The sequence below is a fragment of the Enterobacter cloacae complex sp. IR5401 genome, from assembly GCF_049238425.1.
Taxonomy (GTDB): domain Bacteria; phylum Pseudomonadota; class Gammaproteobacteria; order Enterobacterales; family Enterobacteriaceae; genus Enterobacter; species Enterobacter hormaechei_C.
In genome coordinates this window covers 407,888-426,347 of record NZ_JBMKHN010000001.1, presented here as the reverse complement: position 1 = coordinate 426,347, position 18,460 = coordinate 407,888, and the positions used below count along the sequence as shown (strand labels likewise).

At 57.0% G+C, this 18,460-nt stretch carries 16 protein-coding genes; 1 reads left to right on the top strand and 15 read right to left on the bottom strand.

Annotated features, from left to right (window positions below; translation table 11 throughout):
* Window positions 1-91: 91 nt before the first annotated feature.
* The 14 genes from cpsB to ACOTX1_RS01840 all read right to left on the bottom strand — a co-directional run bounded on the left by cpsB (window position 92) and on the right by ACOTX1_RS01840 (window position 14,241).
* The gene (gene cpsB, locus ACOTX1_RS01905) at window positions 92-1,528 is read right to left on the bottom strand and encodes a mannose-1-phosphate guanyltransferase (protein WP_061709656.1); all 1,437 of its coding nucleotides are present in this window, start codon (window positions 1,526-1,528) and stop codon (window positions 92-94) included.
* Window positions 1,529-1,531: 3 nt separating this feature from the next.
* Window positions 1,532-2,755: a colanic acid biosynthesis fucosyltransferase WcaI gene (gene wcaI / locus ACOTX1_RS01900; RefSeq protein ID WP_194303445.1), complete on the bottom strand. Its 1,224-nt coding sequence runs from the start codon at window positions 2,753-2,755 to the stop codon at window positions 1,532-1,534.
* A complete protein-coding gene (locus tag ACOTX1_RS01895; RefSeq protein WP_194303443.1) occupies window positions 2,752-3,225 on the bottom strand; it encodes a GDP-mannose mannosyl hydrolase in 474 nt (157 codons plus the stop codon). The genes wcaI and ACOTX1_RS01895 overlap by 4 nt, the downstream gene beginning before the upstream one ends.
* 2 nt (window positions 3,226-3,227) lie before the next feature.
* Complete coding sequence (fcl, locus tag ACOTX1_RS01890; protein ID WP_194303441.1) at window positions 3,228-4,193, bottom strand: GDP-L-fucose synthase; 966 nt, start codon at window positions 4,191-4,193, stop codon at window positions 3,228-3,230.
* 2 nt (window positions 4,194-4,195) lie between these two features.
* Complete coding sequence (gene gmd / locus ACOTX1_RS01885; protein ID WP_061709660.1) at window positions 4,196-5,317, bottom strand: GDP-mannose 4,6-dehydratase; 1,122 nt, start codon at window positions 5,315-5,317, stop codon at window positions 4,196-4,198.
* 27 nt (window positions 5,318-5,344) lie between these two features.
* Entirely contained in the window at window positions 5,345-5,893 is a 549-nt protein-coding gene (wcaF, locus tag ACOTX1_RS01880; protein ID WP_194303439.1) for a colanic acid biosynthesis acetyltransferase WcaF, read from the bottom strand.
* 15 nt (window positions 5,894-5,908) lie between these two features.
* Window positions 5,909-6,655, bottom strand: coding sequence for a colanic acid biosynthesis glycosyltransferase WcaE (gene wcaE, locus ACOTX1_RS01875; RefSeq protein WP_194303438.1), 747 nt, complete (start codon window positions 6,653-6,655; stop codon window positions 5,909-5,911).
* 11 nt (window positions 6,656-6,666) lie between these two features.
* A complete protein-coding gene (gene wcaD, locus ACOTX1_RS01870) occupies window positions 6,667-7,887 on the bottom strand; it encodes a colanic acid polymerase WcaD (protein WP_194303524.1) in 1,221 nt (406 codons plus the stop codon).
* Entirely contained in the window at window positions 7,862-9,079 is a 1,218-nt protein-coding gene (wcaC, locus tag ACOTX1_RS01865) for a colanic acid biosynthesis glycosyltransferase WcaC (RefSeq protein WP_194303436.1), read from the bottom strand. Before wcaC ends, wcaD begins: the two co-directional genes overlap by 26 nt.
* Window positions 9,076-9,564, bottom strand: a complete 489-nt coding sequence (gene wcaB / locus ACOTX1_RS01860; RefSeq protein WP_194303522.1) for a colanic acid biosynthesis acetyltransferase WcaB — start codon at window positions 9,562-9,564, stop codon at window positions 9,076-9,078. Before wcaB ends, wcaC begins: the two co-directional genes overlap by 4 nt.
* Window positions 9,565-9,566: 2 nt before the next feature.
* Window positions 9,567-10,409 (bottom strand): colanic acid biosynthesis glycosyltransferase WcaA, encoded by an 843-nt coding sequence (gene wcaA / locus ACOTX1_RS01855; RefSeq protein WP_194303434.1) that lies wholly within the window; start codon window positions 10,407-10,409, stop codon window positions 9,567-9,569.
* Between the two features lie 80 nt (window positions 10,410-10,489).
* Window positions 10,490-12,652 (bottom strand): tyrosine-protein kinase Wzc, encoded by a 2,163-nt coding sequence (gene wzc / locus ACOTX1_RS01850; protein WP_194303432.1) that lies wholly within the window; start codon window positions 12,650-12,652, stop codon window positions 10,490-10,492.
* Between the two features lie 2 nt (window positions 12,653-12,654).
* Window positions 12,655-13,098 carry a low molecular weight protein-tyrosine-phosphatase Wzb gene (wzb, locus tag ACOTX1_RS01845; protein ID WP_061709668.1) on the bottom strand — a complete coding sequence of 148 codons (444 nt, stop codon included), beginning with the start codon at window positions 13,096-13,098 and terminating at the stop codon, window positions 12,655-12,657.
* A gap of 6 nt (window positions 13,099-13,104) precedes the next feature.
* Window positions 13,105-14,241, bottom strand: a complete 1,137-nt coding sequence (locus tag ACOTX1_RS01840) for a polysaccharide export protein (RefSeq protein WP_061709669.1) — start codon at window positions 14,239-14,241, stop codon at window positions 13,105-13,107.
* Between the two features lie 688 nt (window positions 14,242-14,929).
* Between ACOTX1_RS01840 and ACOTX1_RS01835 the strand changes: the two genes are divergently transcribed.
* A complete protein-coding gene (locus ACOTX1_RS01835; RefSeq protein WP_194303425.1) occupies window positions 14,930-16,513 on the top strand; it encodes a TerC family protein in 1,584 nt (527 codons plus the stop codon).
* Between the two features lie 86 nt (window positions 16,514-16,599).
* On the opposite strand, the gene asmA is transcribed toward ACOTX1_RS01835, so the two are convergent.
* Window positions 16,600-18,447, bottom strand: coding sequence for an outer membrane assembly protein AsmA (gene asmA, locus ACOTX1_RS01830; RefSeq protein WP_194303423.1), 1,848 nt, complete (start codon window positions 18,445-18,447; stop codon window positions 16,600-16,602).
* Between the last annotated feature and the right edge of the window lie 13 nt (window positions 18,448-18,460).

Genomic DNA, 18,460 nt, shown 5'->3' with positions numbered 1-18,460 from the left:
GCAACAGTTAGCCCTGCCACTTAATGGCCAAATTTATTTTTGTCATTCGCAGGCCCGGTCAGCGCAGCGCCACCGGGCATGATTCGGCGCGCTACACCCGCCCGTAGCGATCCTCGAAGCGGACGATGTCGTCCTCTTCCAGATAGGAGCCGGAGCGCACCTCGATCAGGTCGAGCGGAATTTTGCCGGGGTTTTCCAGGCAGTGGGTCGCCCCCAGCGGAATGTAGATCGACTCATTCTCGCCCAGCAGCTTCACCTCGCCGTCGATGGTCACTCTGGCGGTCCCCGCCACTACCACCCAGTGTTCGGCGCGGTGGTGATGCATCTGCACCGACAACCCCTCGCCCGGCTTCACGGTGATGCGCTTCACCTGATAACGGTCGCCGGCGTCGATGGAGTCATATTTCCCCCACGGGCGGTAGACCTCCCGGTGAATGTGGTGCTCGTGGCGGCCATCGGCCTTAATCTGCTCCACCACTTTTTTGACGTCCTGCACGGCGTTGCGATCGGCGATCAGCACCGCGTCCTTGGTCTGCACCACCACCAGATCCTTTACCCCGACGGTGGTCACCAGCCCCGATTCCGCGTAGACGTAGCTGTTTTCGGTTTTGTGGCTGATAACATCCCCGTGATGCACGTTGCCCTCCGGCGTATGGGCGCTGATCTCCCACAGGGAGGACCAGGAGCCGACGTCGCTCCAGCCGGCATCCATCGGCACCACCACCGCATCCGCCGTACGCTCCATCACCGCGTAGTCGATGGACTCTTCCGGGCAGGCGAGGAACGCCTCCTCATCCACGCGGATAAAGTCGAGATCCGGGTCGACGGTGCTCATCGCCTTTTCACAGGCGCTGAGGATATCGGGGCGATATTTCTTCAGCTCCTCCAGATAGCGTCCGGCGCGGAAGAGGAACATGCCGCTGTTCCAGTAGTACTCGCCGCTCGCCACATAGGCCTGGGCGGTCTCCAGATTCGGTTTTTCCACAAACTGCGCCACGTCGAAGGCGACGCTGTCGCCCTCGCCCGGGGTCACTTCGCCGCGGCGAATATAGCCGTAGCCGGTTTCCGGCAGATCCGGCACGATGCCGAAGGTGACCAGCTTGCCGCTCTCGGCATAAGGAATGGCGGCATGTACCGCGTCGCGGAAAGCCTCTTCCTGCTGAATGACATGATCCGCCGCCAGCACCAGCATCAGGGGATCGCTCTGCGGGCTGGCCCGTTTCGCCGCCAGCGCCGCGAGGGCGATGGCCGGGGCGGTGTTACGTCCGGCAGGCTCCAGAATGATATTTTCCGTGAGTTTGTTGAGCTGGCGCAGCTGCTCGGCAACGATAAAGCGGTGCTGTTCGTTACAGATCACCACCGGGCTTTCACACTCCACGCCGTTCAGACGGCAGACCGTCGTTTGCAGCATGGTGAGATCCCCTTTCAGGCAGAGGAACTGTTTGGGATAGAGCACGCGGGAGAGCGGCCACAACCGGCTGCCAGAGCCGCCAGCCATCACGACCGGAAAAAGTTTGCTATGACTCATGATTCATCCCCGTATATCTGCAATAAATTGGCTAAGCACGTTCTCTTTCTCGAGGGTGCGTTCGGCATACTCACGTGCCACCGTGTTCTCCTTTGGCATGGCAAGCGCCTGTTCAATGCCCGCGACCAGCGCCGATACCGATTCCGGCTCGACGCAGACGCCAATACCCGGCCAGTTCTGGCAGAGCTGGCCTAATTCCGTCTCAGGCTCGGCGGTGATCACCGCGTTACCGCCCACGGCCAGAATATTGGTCAATTTGGAAGGCAGAACCGCATCCGCCGCGCCGCGTTTCTGGACCACCAGATGGCAGTCGCCCATCTTCAGCAGGACGGGCAGCGTCTCGTAGGGCTGAAGCGGGAAAAATTTCACATTGGTCAGACGGCGTTCAGCCACCATCTTCTCCAGTCGCGCCTTACCGCCCCCCTGCCCGACAATGACAAACATCCAGTCGTGGTTGCGAAGCTGGGTGGCCGCCTCGATGACGTTTTCCAGCCCCTGCTTTTCCCCGATGTTCCCCGAATAGAGGATGATTTTTTGCGAGGCGGGCAGCCCCAGCTTGGTGCGTAGCGCCGACACGTCGCTGGCGGCCACGTCACGAAAGCGCGCCACTTCAGACCAGTTGGGGAAAAAGATCACCTTTTCCGCCGCTACCCCCTTCTCCTGCGCTTTATTCATCATCGAGCGGGAGATGGTGGAGACATAGTCGACGTTATGCAGGCCGCTGCGCTCAAAGGCGCCGGCGAGCTTCGCGACTTTGCCGCCCTTGCCTTTGCCCGCCATACCCAGACCGAGCATGGCGTCCACTTCATAATCCTGGATGTGCAGCAGGGTGCGGGCGCCGGAAAGTTTGCCGAGCAGACGCATTCCCGGCGTGCAAAAGAGCGTCGGCACCACGCCGATAATGCGGTCCGGCTTCCAGCGGCGCTGCGCCATCAGCGGGAAAAAGCTGCTGAGGGCGAAGCTGCCAAGATGAATTAAACGTTTCAGCGTCGAAGGCTGTTTCGGCACATAAAGCGGGCAGCGCCAGACGGTGGCGTTGCCCTCTTCCCGGCGGTAGCGCCAGCTGGAATAGCGCTCGCCCACCTTCCACTCCGGGTAGTAAGGCGGGGCCGTAATGACCCGCACCTCGTGCCCCTGGCTTGCCATCCACTCCACCATTTCGCCGGTGTATTTGCCGATCCCGGTGAGCTCCGGCGAGTAGTTGATGCCATACACCAGTATTTTCATAACCCCACCGCCTGACGCTCAGAGAGAAAATAGGCGCGGCTGTTGTCATGGACATTGTCGCTCGCCAGCAGCGCGGTGGGCGTCAGCCAGCGGTAGTCGTCATGCTGCGCGTCGGGCAGACGCAGGTCGGCCTGGCTGACCTTCAGGCGAAAACCGAGCACCACGTAGTGGGTGGTGAACCCGGTGCCGGAAAAGTTATCGTCATAGAAGTGCTGCCAGACGCCATAAAACTGCCCTGCCGTAAGCGGCAGGCTCAGCCCCAGCTCCGCCCCGGTGAGGCGCGCGAACGCATCGGCAAGCGTCTCATCCTTTTGTACGCGTCCGCCCGGCACAAACCAGAAGCCCTGCGCAGGACGGTTGGTGCGTTTACCGAGCAGGTACTCGCCCCGTTCGTTCTCCACGATCAAATCGATGGAGATCAGCGGGGTCGAGCGTACTACCGTGGCAAAATCTTCCTGACTTAAAAACATGGTTACCCCCGGAAGCGGTGCTGGTTTTCCAGGAACCACTGGTATGTGCTTGCCAGCCCCTGCTCAAGCGAGACCTCGTGATACCAGCCAAGCTGATGCAGACGGGTGACATCCAGCAGCTTGCGCGGCGTGCCGTCCGGCCTGGTGGCGTCAAAGACCACGCGGCCCTTATAGCCCACCACCTTCGCGATGGTCTGCGCCAGCTCGCGAATGGTGCAGTCCACGCCAGTGCCAACGTTGATGTGCGACAGCATCGGCTCGGTGTTCTCCTGCCACACCTCGCGATCCAGCTCCATCACGTGAATACTGGCCGCAGCCATATCATCCACATGCAGGAACTCACGCATCGGCGTGCCGCTGCCCCAGACCACCACGTCCGCGGCGTTGTCGGCGGTCGCCTCGTGGAAACGACGCAGCAGCGCCGGGATCACGTGGGAGTTGCTCGGGTGGAAATTGTCGTGCGGCCCGTAGAGATTGGTAGGCATCACCGAACGGTAGTCGCGACCATACTGGCGGTTATAGGACTCGCACAGCTTGATCCCGGCAATTTTGGCGATGGCGTACGGCTCGTTGGTCGCCTCCAGGGTCCCCTGCAGCAGCTCGCTTTCCGCGATCGGCTGTTTGGCCAGCTTCGGGTAGATGCACGAGGAGCCGAGAAAGAGCAGCTTATTCACGTTGTGCAGATGCGCGGCGTGAATGATGTTGCTCTCGATCATCATGTTCTCGTAGATGAAATCCGCCGGGTAAGTGTTGTTGGCGACAATGCCACCCACCTTCGCCGCCGCCAGATAGACCTGATCGATGCGCTCGCTGGCGAAAAACGCTTCCACCGCGCGGCTGTCCAGCAGGTTCAGTTCGTCACGGGTGCGCAGCACCAGCTCCACATCGCCGCGCTGTTCGAGCTGGCGTACAATCGCGGAGCCGACCATTCCGCGATGGCCGGCAACAAAGATACGTTGTTTGCTCATTCTTAAGACTCCAGCGCGATGGCGACCTCATAGCCGTGAGACTTAAGCAGGGAGTGTTTCTTCGCCGCTTCGAGATCCTTGGCGACCATCTCAGAGACCATCTCCTGCAGCGTGGTTTCCGGCTTCCAGCCCAGTTTTTCGTGCGCTTTGGTCGGGTCGCCCAGCAGGGTTTCCACTTCCGCAGGACGGAAGTAGCGCGGGTCGACTTCCACAATCACGTCGCCTGGCTGTACGCCCGGGGCGTCATGGCCGGTCACGGAGACCACAATGCCCTTCTCTTCAACGCCGGTGCCTTCAAAGCGCAGCTTAATGCCGAGCTGAGCCGCCGCCATCTCCACGAACTGGCGTACGGAATACTGCACGCCGGTGGCGATAACGAAATCTTCCGGCTGCTCCTGCTGCAGCATCATCCACTGCATCTTCACGTAGTCTTTGGCGTGGCCCCAGTCGCGCAGGGAGTCCATGTTGCCGAGGTGAAGGGTTTTCTCCAGGCCCTGAGCGATGTTGGCGATCGCGCGGGTGATTTTGCGGGTCACGAAGGTTTCGCCTCGACGCGGGGATTCGTGGTTAAAGAGGATGCCGTTACAGGCGTACATGCCGTAGGATTCACGGTAGTTCACGGTGATCCAGTAGGCGTAGAGTTTGGCCACGGCGTACGGAGAGCGCGGGTAGAACGGCGTGGTCTCTTTCTGCGGGATCTCCTGCACCAGACCGTACAGCTCGGAGGTGGAGGCCTGGTAGAAGCGGGTTTTCTTCTCAAGACCGAGGAAGCGAATCGCCTCCAGCAGGCGCAGGGTACCCATGGCGTCAACGTCGGCGGTATATTCCGGCGATTCGAAGGAGACCGCAACGTGGCTCATCGCTCCCAGGTTATAGACCTCATCCGGCTGCACTTCCTGCAGGATACGGGTCAGGTTCGAGGTATCGGTCAGATCGCCGTAGTGCAGATGAAATTTCGGGTTAGCGGCATGCGGATCCTGGTAGATGTGATCCACGCGCTCGGTGTTGAACGACGAGGCACGACGCTTGATACCGTGCACTTCATACCCTTTTTCCAGCAGGAGTTCTGCCAGGTAAGAACCATCCTGCCCGGTAACGCCGGTGATGAGAGCGACTTTAGACATGTTTATATTCCTCTGTACTTATCAAATTTATTCAGCTTCTACGCGTTCGCGTATCACCACTGCGGGATTGCCACGGCAAATTTTATTTGCCGGTAGCGACTTAAAAACGCTGCTGCGGGCGCCGACTACGGTGCCGTCGCCAATCGTGACGCCGGGCGCCACAAAAACATCTGTCGCCAGCCAGCATTTTTCGCCAATCACAATTGGGGTGGCGTTAATATCAAAATGCTGGCTCATAAAATCGTGACTGCCGGTGCAGAGATAACATTTCTGCGACACCACGGCATGGGCGCCGATGGTAATTTCCCCGAGGGTATATAACACCGCGTCATCCCCCACCCAGGCGTAATCCCCGAGGATTAATTTCCAGGGGTAGGTAATTTTTACCGACGGGCGAATCACTACGTTTTTTCCGATTTTTGCGCCGAACAAACGTAACAGAAATGCCCGCCAGCGATAGAGCACCTGTGGCGACCAGGCGAATAACGTAGCCTGTACCGCCCACCAGATTTGTACTTTAATTCCACTGGCGCCGCGAAAATCTTTCGGCACGGAAAATCCATCAAGCTGCTGCATAATGCGTCCTTATATTCAGGCTTTGTTATATAAGGCTTTCGTTTTACCGGTCGTTTTCAGGCGAAATAACCAGGATAATTCCGCCCAGAACCCTGGCACATGCAAAATCTGGCGCTGGACTTTTCGCGCATCCTGACATAATTCCAGATTATTGGAAGTTGACACGCCGCCCATGGAAAATTCAGAAACCAGCCCTTTAATTCGGCGAAACGGATAACCCGCTTTATAGAGACTGGCCGCCAGCGCATAATCGGACGAAACCTTAAACTGCAGATCGTAAGGGTGTTTTTTAAGCCCGGCGGTCGGAAAGAAAATAGCCTGATGGCTCGCCGGCAGGCTGTGGTAAATATACCAGCCGGGCTTGGCGTTACGGCTCACCTTATGACCATTACCGAAATCGAGCAGCGCATCGCCGGTAACCATCGCCTCTTCCTTCTGGCGCGACAGCTTGCGGGCAAACAGCGCCACATCTTCATGAAAAACATCCCCGGAATTGAGGAAGATGGCATAGCGCCCCTGGGCCATGTCGATCCCTTTATTCATGGCGTCGTAGATGCCTTTGTCCTTTTCGCTGATATAACGTAAGTTGAACTCCCCGTTCAGTTTTTCGAGAAATTCCGCCGTACCGTCGTCGGAGCCGCCATCCACTACGATCCATTCAAACGTGAGGCTGGGATCGCGTGCCAGATGGCGCAGCGAGCGCCAGGTTTTTACCACCCCTTCGTAGTTACGAAAGGCGACAGTAATGACGCTAAGAAACATAAATCACCTCGTCATCTGTTCGTAATATTAAGCGCCTTGCGCAAAATAAACGGACATACAATTAAGAACGCATATTCCGGGCTAAATATTGAGCCGGTAAAAAACAGCGACACCGGCGTAAAAAGATAAAGCTGAACGCGAAAATTCTGATTATCACCAAACGCGTTGATCATCATTTTGACCACTTTAAACATGTACCACAGGGTCAATATCACTGCGAACCAGGAAAAATAAATAATGAGCAGATACAGTCCATTGTCTATTGTTTTACCCACATCCGCACCGTTAAAGATTCCGAATGATGCGACATATTCATAAAGTGAGCCAAATCTGACTACACCATCAATATGGGTTAAAGAGTGACCTACCATTGCCAGCGGCCCGATAATACGATAATAGGATGACGAGCCTTCCGTTCCTAAATCACCGAGACGCTCGGCAATATAAGGAAACGCAAAAATTACGCCCACTAAAAACATGGTTAATGAGATAATCGCCAGCGGCAGCTTTTTCTTAATAGCCTCCCGGTTCAGATACTGAAAAGCCCACTCCAGAAGATAAAACAGGATAAATGTCATCACTCCTGAAAACGAACCTGACAGAACGATTCCTGCAAGAATCATAGCATCTGTCTTCGGCGTTTTGATACCAAACTGTTTGATGCTGAGCCAAATTGAGATTAACGCCAGAGCAAAAAATGCCGGTTCGAAATAGAGCGCGGTGGTACGTTTTCCGCCGAACTTAATGAAATTCAGAACATAGCTGTTACTGTAAATCAGATATTTCGAAATTGTCTCCATCAGGCTGCTGCCGCCGGTCAAAATAATTTGTGCCATTTCCATCGCGGCCAGCATGACAATTAACGCAACCACAATATAAAAGAACCTAAGGATTTTCTTATAATTGTGTGGCGATATAGTTTTAAAGCGAATACTCCAGACCATGCCCATAATGATCACGATATAGACAAAGAGCATGGTGGAGGTGACATACTTGCTGGCGTCCAGCGAGAGACCAAATACATAGTTAAACGCCGTCAGCCCTGCCCCCATGCCCAGCGCAATCATCAGTTTTTTAACGCTGATCTTATCCACATAGAGCAGAAGCAGCACCGGCAGGAAGGTCACGATGGTTATCGGGAAGCTTTCGCCCAGCTGTGCCAGTTTGACGTTGACCAGCAGATAGATAAGCGGCAGCAGCAGATAACTACAGATTCTGATAGAACGAGACATACTCCTCCAGCATCTGTTGACCGCTATAGGCCCGGCGGCTGCGGCTGCGGAACGATTCCAGGCTGGTGCCAAATACGGCCTGCGCGATCTCTGCCTTCGGCAGTTGCACCAGCGCCAGCACCTGCTGCTCGTTAAACGTTTTGCCCCCGGATTTTTCCAGCACTTCCCGCGCCGCGTCGCTGTGGGTGGCGAGCACCGGCACGCCGATGGAGAGCGCCTCGCACAGAATCAGCGGATAGTTATCCACCCGGGAGCTAAAGACCAGCGCGTCCATCCCGTTAAGGGCGCTCATCAGCTTGCGCTTATCGGTTTCAAAGCCGTGGTTCACCACGTTCGGCCCCTCAAACGGAGAGAATTTGCCGAAGGTGTGCAGCTCAATTTGCTCGCCGAGCGCCATCATGTCGCGCACCAGCTGCTGGTTGGTTTTACCGTCGTAGCGCAAATCGTGCGCGACCACGGCGATTTTCGGCCTGCCTGCGGGCTCAGTCACCGGCGTCAGCTCGGCAAGGATCGCTTCCGTCGCCACGTCGATACCATTATTGATGATGTGGCAGCACCCGGCTCCGTAGAGGCTGTTAAACGCATCGGCCACATGCTGGCTGGGGGAGATAAAATGGCAGCCCAGGGCGAGCATCTCGCGAAAGAGCTGGCGCTTGCCCGCCACAAGGCTATGCGCCCTGTCCACCTTAACCGGCGGATAGTTGTCGAGCGTCGGGCACTTCCGGCACTCCGTTTTCCACCCTTCGCAGCCGTCGGTAAAAGCGCAGCGGCCGGTCACGCTCCATTGGTCGTGCAGGGTCCAGACGAAAGTGGTCTCCGGCTTAAGGGCTTTGACCTTTTTACAGAACGCCACCACTTCTTCCAGGTTTAACCAGTAGCTGTGCAGCACGTGAAAGTGCAGCACCACCGGCCCGGTGCTGCGGGTGACGGTGCGACAGAGATTGTTCAGGTTGCCGAACAGATCGCGGTTGAAGAGACGGAACAGCGCAATATTGGCCATGGAGGTCAGGCGCGGCGTCTGTTTGATTACCTGCGGATAGTTATCATGGCTGACGCTTTTTTTGCCGCCCTTGCCGTAGCCGTAAACAAAACGCGACGACAACCCTTTTTGCAGCGCCCGCTGGTGCAGATCCAGCGCCACGCCTGCCGCGCCGCCCTCTGCCAGGCGGACGTTAAATTGCAGAATATTCATTTGATCACCTTCACGCGGGCCTTTTCCCCTACCACCAGCGCGTTATCGGGAATGCTGTCCAGCACCACGCTTCCGGCCCCCACGGTGACGTTATTGCCTACCGTGATATCGCCAATCATCACCACGTTTGCGCCCAGCTCGACGTTATTGCCAATCACCGGGCAGGCCAGACTCTCCGGCCCGCGGTTGCCAATGGTGACGCCGTGGCGGATGGTAAAATCATCCCCGGCCACCACACATTTATTGATCACCACGGCGTAACCGTGATGGATGGTGAAGCGGCGGCCAATGGTGGCGGCGGCCTGGATCTCATAGCCAAAAAGAGACTCGGTTATCAGGCGGTAGAGCACCAGCACCGGCGCGGCCCAGAGATTATTCAGTACATTCTTTTTGCGCCAGACGGAGCAAAAATGCGCGATCCGGTAGGCCAGAACCATGCAGCACGGGCGCAGGCTCCAGCTGTTTGCGCGACAATCTTCCAGCAGCATTATTTCCCCCGCAGCCCGTCAGCCAGACGCTTGGTGTTACGTACCGAAAAGAGCGTGACCAGCGTGCGCCAGTTCATGCGCTTGTTGCGGATCTGGTAGAGGGTAAAGAGCTGATACTTGCGGCTCGCCCGGTCAAATTTGTCCTTGTGCTTGCGGTAAAAATGGAAATAGCCGGAAAACTTCTTCGGCGACGAGGTGATCTGCATCTCCCCGTGGTTGATATGCAGGATCTGCGTCGCCTCTTCCACTTTCCACGGCTCGCCATACTCCACCACCATCCGCAGGAAGATGTCGTAATCCTGCGCCGCCTTCAGTTCGGTATCGAACAGGCACTCCTTAAAGCGCCAGGCCCAGGTAAAGACCTGGTTGCCGATGATGTTGCGCTTGTAGAAGAGGCGGCGGGAGTACGGCGACTTGGGATAAAGCGGCAGACTCGCCGGCTGGGAGTAGACCTCCCCCTGGCAGACATAGTCGTTGGCGTATAAAAAGGCGTGGGTGACCAGCTGCGCCTGGTGCGACAGAAAGACCGACAGGCGGTTTGGCGTCCACTCATCATCATCGTCGATGCCGGTAAGATACTCCCCGCGCGCCTGCATGATGGCCTGATTACGTACCGCGCAGGCGCCAGAGTTAATGGCGTTACGGGTATAGCTCACGCGCGGATCGTTCAGCCCGGCGACAAACTGCGCCAGCTGCTCATAAGAAGAGGAGCAGTCGTCCACGATGATCAATTCCCAGTTATCGTAGTCCTGGCGCAGCACCGATTTAATCGCGCGGATCGCCAGCTGCTGCCGGTTCCATGTCGGCATATAAATTGAAATTAACGGGCGTTGTGTGGTCATATTATTCCCCGAATAGCTGTTTTGCCCCTCACCCCGGCCCCCTCCCCGGAGGCGAGAGGGTTAGGGTGAGGGGAAATGTTTTACTTACTGTCAGACTTATATTCGTACTCGTAGTACCCGTAATCCTGATACCCGGTGGCGCGGCGGAAGATGGAGTTAAGGATCACCCCTTTCACCTCAATGCCGTTCTGCTCAAAGCGGCTGAGGCTGGTCTCCACCTCTTTCAGGGTGTTGACCGCGTAACGCGCCACCATCAGGGTGGTGCCCGCGTGACGGCCGACAATTGCCGCATCGGTCACCGCCAGGATCGGCGGGGTATCGATCAGAACCAGGTCGTAGTTTTTACTGGCCCACTCCACCAGCTGGGTGAAGCGTTCGCTCATCAGCAGCTCTGACGGGTTCGGCGGCACCTGCCCGCGCGGCACGAGGTCAAAGTTGGTGATGGAGGTCGGCTTGGCGCACTGGGCGATATCCCCTTTGCCGAGCAGGATCTCAGAGAGGCCGTTGACGTTGTTGGTGCCGAGCAGCTCGTGGGTGTAGCCTTTGCGCATATCGCAGTCGATCAGCAGCACCCGCTTGTTGGTCTGGCTTATCACCGCAGCAAGGTTGGCGCAGACAAAGGTCTTACCGATGGAGGGGCTGACCCCGGTCATCATCAGTACATTGTTCTTAGCCTGCATCATGGCGAAGTGGAGGCTGGTACGCAGGCTGCGAATCGCCTCGATCGCCAGGTCGGTCGGATTACCCACCGCCAGCAGCTGGCTCTGCTTGTAGCGTTTGACCCCTTTGATGGTCTTGACGCTGTCACGCGATTTTTGCCACTCCGAGAGCGGGATGCTGGCATAAACGCTGATGCCATGCTCTTCCAGCGCCTGCGGGCTTTCGATACCGCGGTTAAAGAGCGAGCGCAGCAGTACGCCGACAATAGAGAGCATCAGGCCGAGAATAATGCTGCCCAGAATAATCAGCATTTTCTTCGGCTTCAGCACGCCCGGCTGGGCAATGGCCGGGTCGACGATACGTACGTCGCCTACGGTACTCGCTTCGGTGATCTTCAGCTCCTGCTGTTTATTCAACAGCTGCATATAGACCTGCTGGCCCGACTCCACGTCGCGGGTCAACCGCAGGATCTCCTGCTGGGTCTTCGGCATCGCGGTCACGCGGTTGTTCAGCTTCGCCTTCTCCTCCTCCAGCGCCTGGCGTTTTTCCATCAGGGTGCGGTAAGCCGGGTGGCGTTTGGTATAGAGTTTGGAGATCTCCGCCTCTTTAAAGGTCAGTTCGTTGAGCTGGGCGTCGATGTTGACCATCGAGTCGAGCACCGATTTGGCCTCCAGCGGCAGATCCACCGAATCCTTATCCTGACGGTAGGCGTTCAGCTTGTTCTCGGCGTCATCCAGATGCGCGCGCACTTCCGGCAGCTGCTTCGCGAGAAACGCCAGGCTTTTGCCCGCCTCTTCCGACTTGCGCGCCACGTTCTGCTCAAGGTAGTTGCGGGTAATGCTGTTGAGGATGTCGCGGATCTGATCCCGGTCTTCACCGGTAAAGGTGAGGCTCAGCACGCCGGTATCTTTACCGTTTTCCGTTACGGTCAGGTTGTTTTGCAGGTTGTTGATCATCCCCAGGGTGGAGAATTTAGTGACGGTAAACTCGCTCCCTTCCTGCGCCTGAATGGCGCTGACCATCATCTCCACGCCCGCTTTACGCAGCGGCTGACCTACCTCGCCGCGGGCGTCAAACCCGGCGTCGCTGGTGAGCTGATACTGTTTCGGCCCCAGCACCGTCAGGGTAAAGACCGTGTCGCCCGAGCCTTTCGGCAGGTTAAAGGTGGTGACCTTCACCGTGTCGTTCTGACGGCCCATCAGCCGATCCCAGCCTGCCCCAAAAATCGGGAAGGTATTTTTGGTCACGGAGATATCGAGGTCGAGTTCGTCGACGGTTTTGCCCAGCACCAGACGCGACCGAATCAGCTGTATTTCTGCTTCCGATGCGGGCGGCTTATTGGAGAGCGCCGAGCCAATATCCTGCACCAGCGAGTTACCGGTATCCTGTTCAATCTGCACCAGCGCGTCGGCGCTGTAGATAGGCGTGGCGAAAAGGGTATAGATGAAGGCGCAGACCGCAAACAGGGCGGTAATGCCCAGCACCCACCATTTCGCCTCGACGACGGTGCCAATCAGGCGGCCGATATCAATTTCATCACTGCCCGACGTCGGGGCGGCAGAAGGTTTTGTCTTTTCTGTCATTGTTATCCCTGCTGAGCTTTCAGTGCCTGCGCCCACTGTTGGGCAGACCGATCGAGTAAGGTGTAAACCGCTTCAAACGCCTCGCGGCTTTTGCGATAGGGATCGGGGATCTCACATTCGTTATCCCAGTGACCAAACAGCATCACTTTGCCGCGCATCTCGGGAGCAATCTCACAGAGCGCGTGGATATGGCGTTTTTCCATCGTGAGGATCAGATCATATTCGCGGCACAGGCGGGCGGTTATCTGACGGGCGCAATGCCCGTCCAGCGAGAGGTCGTGCGCGGTGGCAACCTCCGTCGCCCGCTGGTCGGCACATTTGCCCACCAGTGCTCCCAGCCCGGCGGATTCCACCGTCAGAGCGGGCAGATACTGTTTGAGCAGTCTTTCTGCCGTAGGGGAACGGCAAATATTCCCCACACAGACCACCAGAATTTTGTTAAACATCGCGCATTACCAGGTGTGAAGGTCGCTTGCCGTGTCCGTCATGTAGCGAACGCCACTGATGGTTGGCAGCAACTGGTTGATCAGACGGTTCCAGCGGGCAACCGGTGCGGTGGTGACATAAACCACGTCGTAAGGCTGCAGGCGGAACTCGGTCGCCATCACCAGCGAGGTCGCGTCGGACATATCGAGCTGGTAGATATTGGCGATCTTGCCGTCGGTCCCCTTGCCTTTCAGCGGACGGATAACAAAGATGCCGCTGGCGTTGGAGGAGGTCAGATCGATACCTTCGGCGTTGCCCAGCGCTTCGGTGAGCGTCATGCCGCTGAAGTCCATCTTGAGCGTGCTCTGCTTTTTCACCTCGCCCATCACGAACACTTTCAGATCGTCATTACGCGGCACGTAGAGAATGTCGCCCGGGTAGAGCAGGCGGTTCTGGCTCAGATCGCCGTTTTGCATCAGCGCCTGTAGCGAAATACGCTCCTCTTTTCCGTCATGCGTAAGCACCACGTTGCGCCAGTCGGCATCTTCCGTCAGGCCGCCCGCGGCGTTAATCGCATCCAGCACCGTCAGCGGCACGTTGGTGATCGCCTGCTGGCCCGATTTATTCACCTGGCCGGAGATATAGGCTTTCTGCGAGCGGAACGCGGCGATATTAACGTCCACCTGCGGGTCAGCGATGTACTGCGCTAAACGGCCGGTAATATCACTACGAATTTCCGCCAGAGTTTTGCCTACGACGCGGACTTTGCCGACATAGGGATAGAACATGGTGCCGTCCGGCTGGACCCAGTTGCCGGTATCACTCGAGCTACGGTACTGACCGGCTGGCGTCGTCAGCTCCGGGTGATCCCACACGGTAACGTTAATCACATCACCCGGCCCAACGCGGTACTGATAGGTGGAGATCTCCTGATCCAGCGACACATTCGGCTGCGCAACGTTAGGACGAGGCCGTAATTGTTCGACGAGGCGCGGGGTTAATGGATAGACATTCACCATGCGGTCAAGGTCGAAATCCGCGTCCTGTTGCTTTATCACATCTTTGCCGATGGTTGACATATTGCTGCCGGGAAAGACCGTGCAACCACTCATCAAGGTCACAGACACCAATAATGGCATCAATTTCATTTTGGATTTCATCATTGATTATTTATCACTTTGGCAGAGTAATTATCCTGTGCAATTTAAATAAGCGTACTTGCAGAAGAGATTCACGATGCAGTTAATCTTTTTGAAATATAACTGGCATCAGTCCTAAAAAATGCTTATTCATCCATTGGCTATTGACAGAATAATCGAGGCTGATTCTCACGCTTTCAGGCACGCTACCGCCCTTGGCTTTCAGTTACCAATCCACTGTCTTAACAATATCTTATGGATAAACACCCTCTCAGATATGGCCGCGCAGGTTTATATCAGGCAAATTAATTGCCCGGCTGAGAAAGAATTTCAGCCCTGTTGGCCAGATGAAAAATAGCAGCAAAAACTTTTAACATTTGATGCTGGAAGAATTGTTGCAGCTAACCTAATAGCAGGCAAGGAGACAACTGTCCGAAGTTTTGCTTTTAAGAATAATATTAAGAGCAAATTTCTTTGGTTTTAGGATTTTCTTTATATTGACAATTAACCGGAAAGAAAACAGCTCGGTGAAATTTATCCGCGTCATTCTTTTTAATGATGATGATACCACCCGGAAATAATAAGGTTATTTGATCAGCTATTATTATTATGTTCTGCAAGAGAAATTCCGGGCTGGCATTGAAATTTGCTCCAGCTTTATCCATGATCAAAGTGTGACATTAGTCATATAACAGAAGGTATTGCTTACGCTATGGAATGGATTGCCGATCCATCAATCTGGGCCGGGCTGGTGACGCTTGTCGTCATCGAGTTAGTGCTCGGTATCGATAACCTCGTCTTTATTGCTATCCTCGCCGAAAAGCTTCCTCCGGCCCAGCGCGACCGCGCCCGGGTAACAGGGCTGCTGCTGGCGATGGGAATGCGCCTGCTGCTGCTCGCTTCGATCTCCTGGCTGGTGACGCTGACGACGCCCCTCTTCACCGTGCGCGGCCTGAGCTTTAGCGCCCGCGATCTGATTATGCTCGTCGGCGGGTTTTTCCTGCTGTTTAAAGCGACGGTGGAGCTTAACGAACGGCTGGAGGGGAAAGACAGCGAAAACCCGACCCAGCGCCGGGGGGCAAAGTTCTGGGCCGTGGTGGCGCAAATCGTGGTGCTGGATGCGGTCTTTTCGCTCGATTCCGTGATAACCGCCGTCGGGATGGTCGATCATCTGGCGGTCATGATGGCCGCGGTGATTATCGCTATCTCCCTGATGGTGATGGCGAGCAAGTCGCTGACGCGCTTTGTCAACAGCCATCCCACCATCGTGATCCTCTGTCTCAGTTTCCTGCTGATGATCGGCTTTAGCCTGGTGGCGGAGGGATTTGGCTTTCATATTCCGAAGGGCTACCTGTACGCCGCGATTGGCTTCTCGGTGATAATCGAAGCGCTGAACCAGCTGGCGATCTTTAATCGCCGCCGCTTCCTTTCGGCGAACCAGACGCTGCGCCAGCGCACCGCCGAAACGGTGATGCGCCTCTTAAGCGGCCAGAAGGAGGATGCGGAGCTGGATGCCCAGTCCGCCTCTCTGCTGGCCGATCATGACGATAGCCAGATATTTAACAGCCAGGAGCGGCTGATGATCGAGCGGGTGCTGAACCTGAACCAGCGCACCGTCAGCAGCATTATGACCTCGCGTCACGACATTGAGCATATCGACCTGAACGCGCCAGAAGCGCAGGTTCGCGCCCTGCTGGACAAAAACCAGCACACCCGCATCGTGGTGACCGGCGGGGAGGAGTCTGACGATATGGTGGGCGTGGTACATATTATCGATCTGCTTGACCAGCAGCTTCGCGGCGAGCCGCTTGATCTGCAGGTGCTGGTGCGCCAGCCGCTGGTTTTCCCTGAAGGGTTGCCGCTGCTCTCTGCGCTGGAGCAGTTCCGTAATGCCCGCACCCACTTCGCCTTTGTGGTGGACGAGTTTGGTTCCGTTGAAGGGCTGGTGACGCTCAGCGACGTCATGGAAACCATCGCCGGGAATCTGCCCAATGAAGTGGATGAGATTGACGCGCGGCACGATATACAGAAAAACGCCGATGGCTCCTGGACCGCCAACGGGCATATGCCGCTGGAGGATCTGGTGCAGTTTGTCCCGCTGCCGCTGGATGAACGCCGGGAATATCACACCATCGCGGGCCTGCTGATGGAGTATCTGCAGCGTATACCGAAGCCGGGCGAAGAGGTGACGGTGGGCGACTACCTGCTGAAAACCCTGCAGGTAGAGAGCCACCGCGTTCAGAAGGTGCAGTTGATTCCGTTGCGTAAAGAGGAGACGCTGGATTACGAGGTGTAGGGAAACGGTAGGTTGGGCGGGTTTCCCCTCACCCTTTCCCCCTCTCCCCTTTGGGGAGAGGGGGAAAGGGTGAGGGGCAATCAGACTTAAAGCTTATCCAAAAACTTCTTCACATCCTTGCCATTCTGCGAATCTTTGTTCTTATCCGCCCAGTCGTTGAGACGACGCTTCGCCTCGCCCTGAAGCTGTTTACGCAGCACCTGGTCCACCTGCAGGCTGTAGTTCAGCTCCTGCCATTTGCCGTAGACGCGCAGAGGAATTGGCGTCTCCTTCAGGAAATCCACCAGCTTCCCTTCGCCTTCCCAGCCGTTGAGCACCCGCACGTTAAAGTGTGTGTCGGCGCTCTCCTGCACCAGATCCAGCGTACCGCTGCCGGTCAGCGCGAGCATGGACGACTCCCCTTCCATCGCGTTCAGCGCCAGCTGCCCATCGTCGAGAGTCAGATCGCTGGTAAAGCGATCCAGACGCGTCGCGTTATCAAAGCTCTCGCTCCCCTTAACGCTGCTGCTGCGCTCCACCGCCTGCTGCACCAGCTGCTGGAAGTTAAGCCCCTCCATGCGGGTGCCGGTGAGCGAGACCTTCGCCTGCCCCTGCCAGCTGCGGCGGAAGGCGTCGGCGTCAATGCGGCTACCGGAGAAATCCCCGGCCATCGTCAGGTGGCCGGTCAGGGAGATGGGGTAGTTAAACGCCTTCAGGATAGTGCCAATCTCAACGTTATCCAGCCGCGGCTGAAACTCCGCTTTGGCGGTCTCATTGCGCACATCCAGCGAGCCCGGCAGCGAAAGGCGTCCGTCACCCAGCTGACCGCTCAGCTCGGTGATGGTTAACAGCCCCTCATGATTCAGCATCTGCGCGTTGACCTGGGTAAAGTCCATCCCGCGCCAGCGCACGCTGTTGGCCTTCAGCCTGATGTCGGCGGTAAAGCCGCGCAGACCGTTATATTCCGGCTGGTCAACCGCCGAGGAGATGACCGGGCGCGTCTGTCTCGCCGCCTGCCCCGTCTGCGCCGCTCTGCTCTGCGGGGCAGCATCGCCCTGCGGCGCAAGCAGATTTTCGAGATTGAGCCTGTCAAACTGCAGATCAAAGACCCACTTCGGCGCCTCGTCAAGAATAACGTTCGCCTGCCCCTGCAGCTTGCTGTCGTTGGCCTGGAGCTGCAGATTGTTGAGCTGAAGCTGCTTCTGCTCTTCAAGCCAGACCGCCTGCAGCGTTCCTTGTCCGGTAATCCCCTGCGCAGGCAGATCCGCGCCGGAAAGGGTCCAGCCAAGCTGCTGGATATCCGCCGTCAGCCGGTGCGGGTAATCGGAGGCGTCGACGTTCGCCTTCATGGTGATGTTCATGTCGCGCTGGTTGCGGTTCACCCGCCCGGAAAACTCCACCGCGGCCCGGTGACGTTCATCCTGGTCCATTTGCAGGTTGATGTTGCGCACCGTCACCTGCTCGTCATCCTCATGCTGAAAGACCAGCAGGCTATCAGCCACCTTCAGGCTGCCGATATCAAAAGACCAGCCCGCATCCTCAGGCGCATCCGGCAGGGTGTTCTCGTGCGGCACCACCGGCGCGGTCTTGTCGCGAACGGCCTCGGTCTGCGGTGTCAGCTGAATCACCGCCCCTTTGAGCATTACCTGCTGCACCTGGAGCTGATGCGACAACAGCGGCCAGAGCGTAACGTCCAGCCGCATGTTGTCGGCGCTCACCAGCGGCGCCGAGGCGCCAGGGGCGGTTAACGACATCCGACCGGAAAGAATGCTGAGCTGCGGCCAGACATGCCAGCGCAGCGGCCCTTCCAGCTTCAGTTCATATCCACTGCGCGCTTCGACCTGACGCACCATGTAGGCGCGAAAATCGTTCGGGTTAACCAGCAGCACCAACGCGGAAAGGCCAGCAACCAGCACCACCAGCAAGATCATCAGCGTTGTCAGAACTCTTCTCATGGCATCCTCAGTG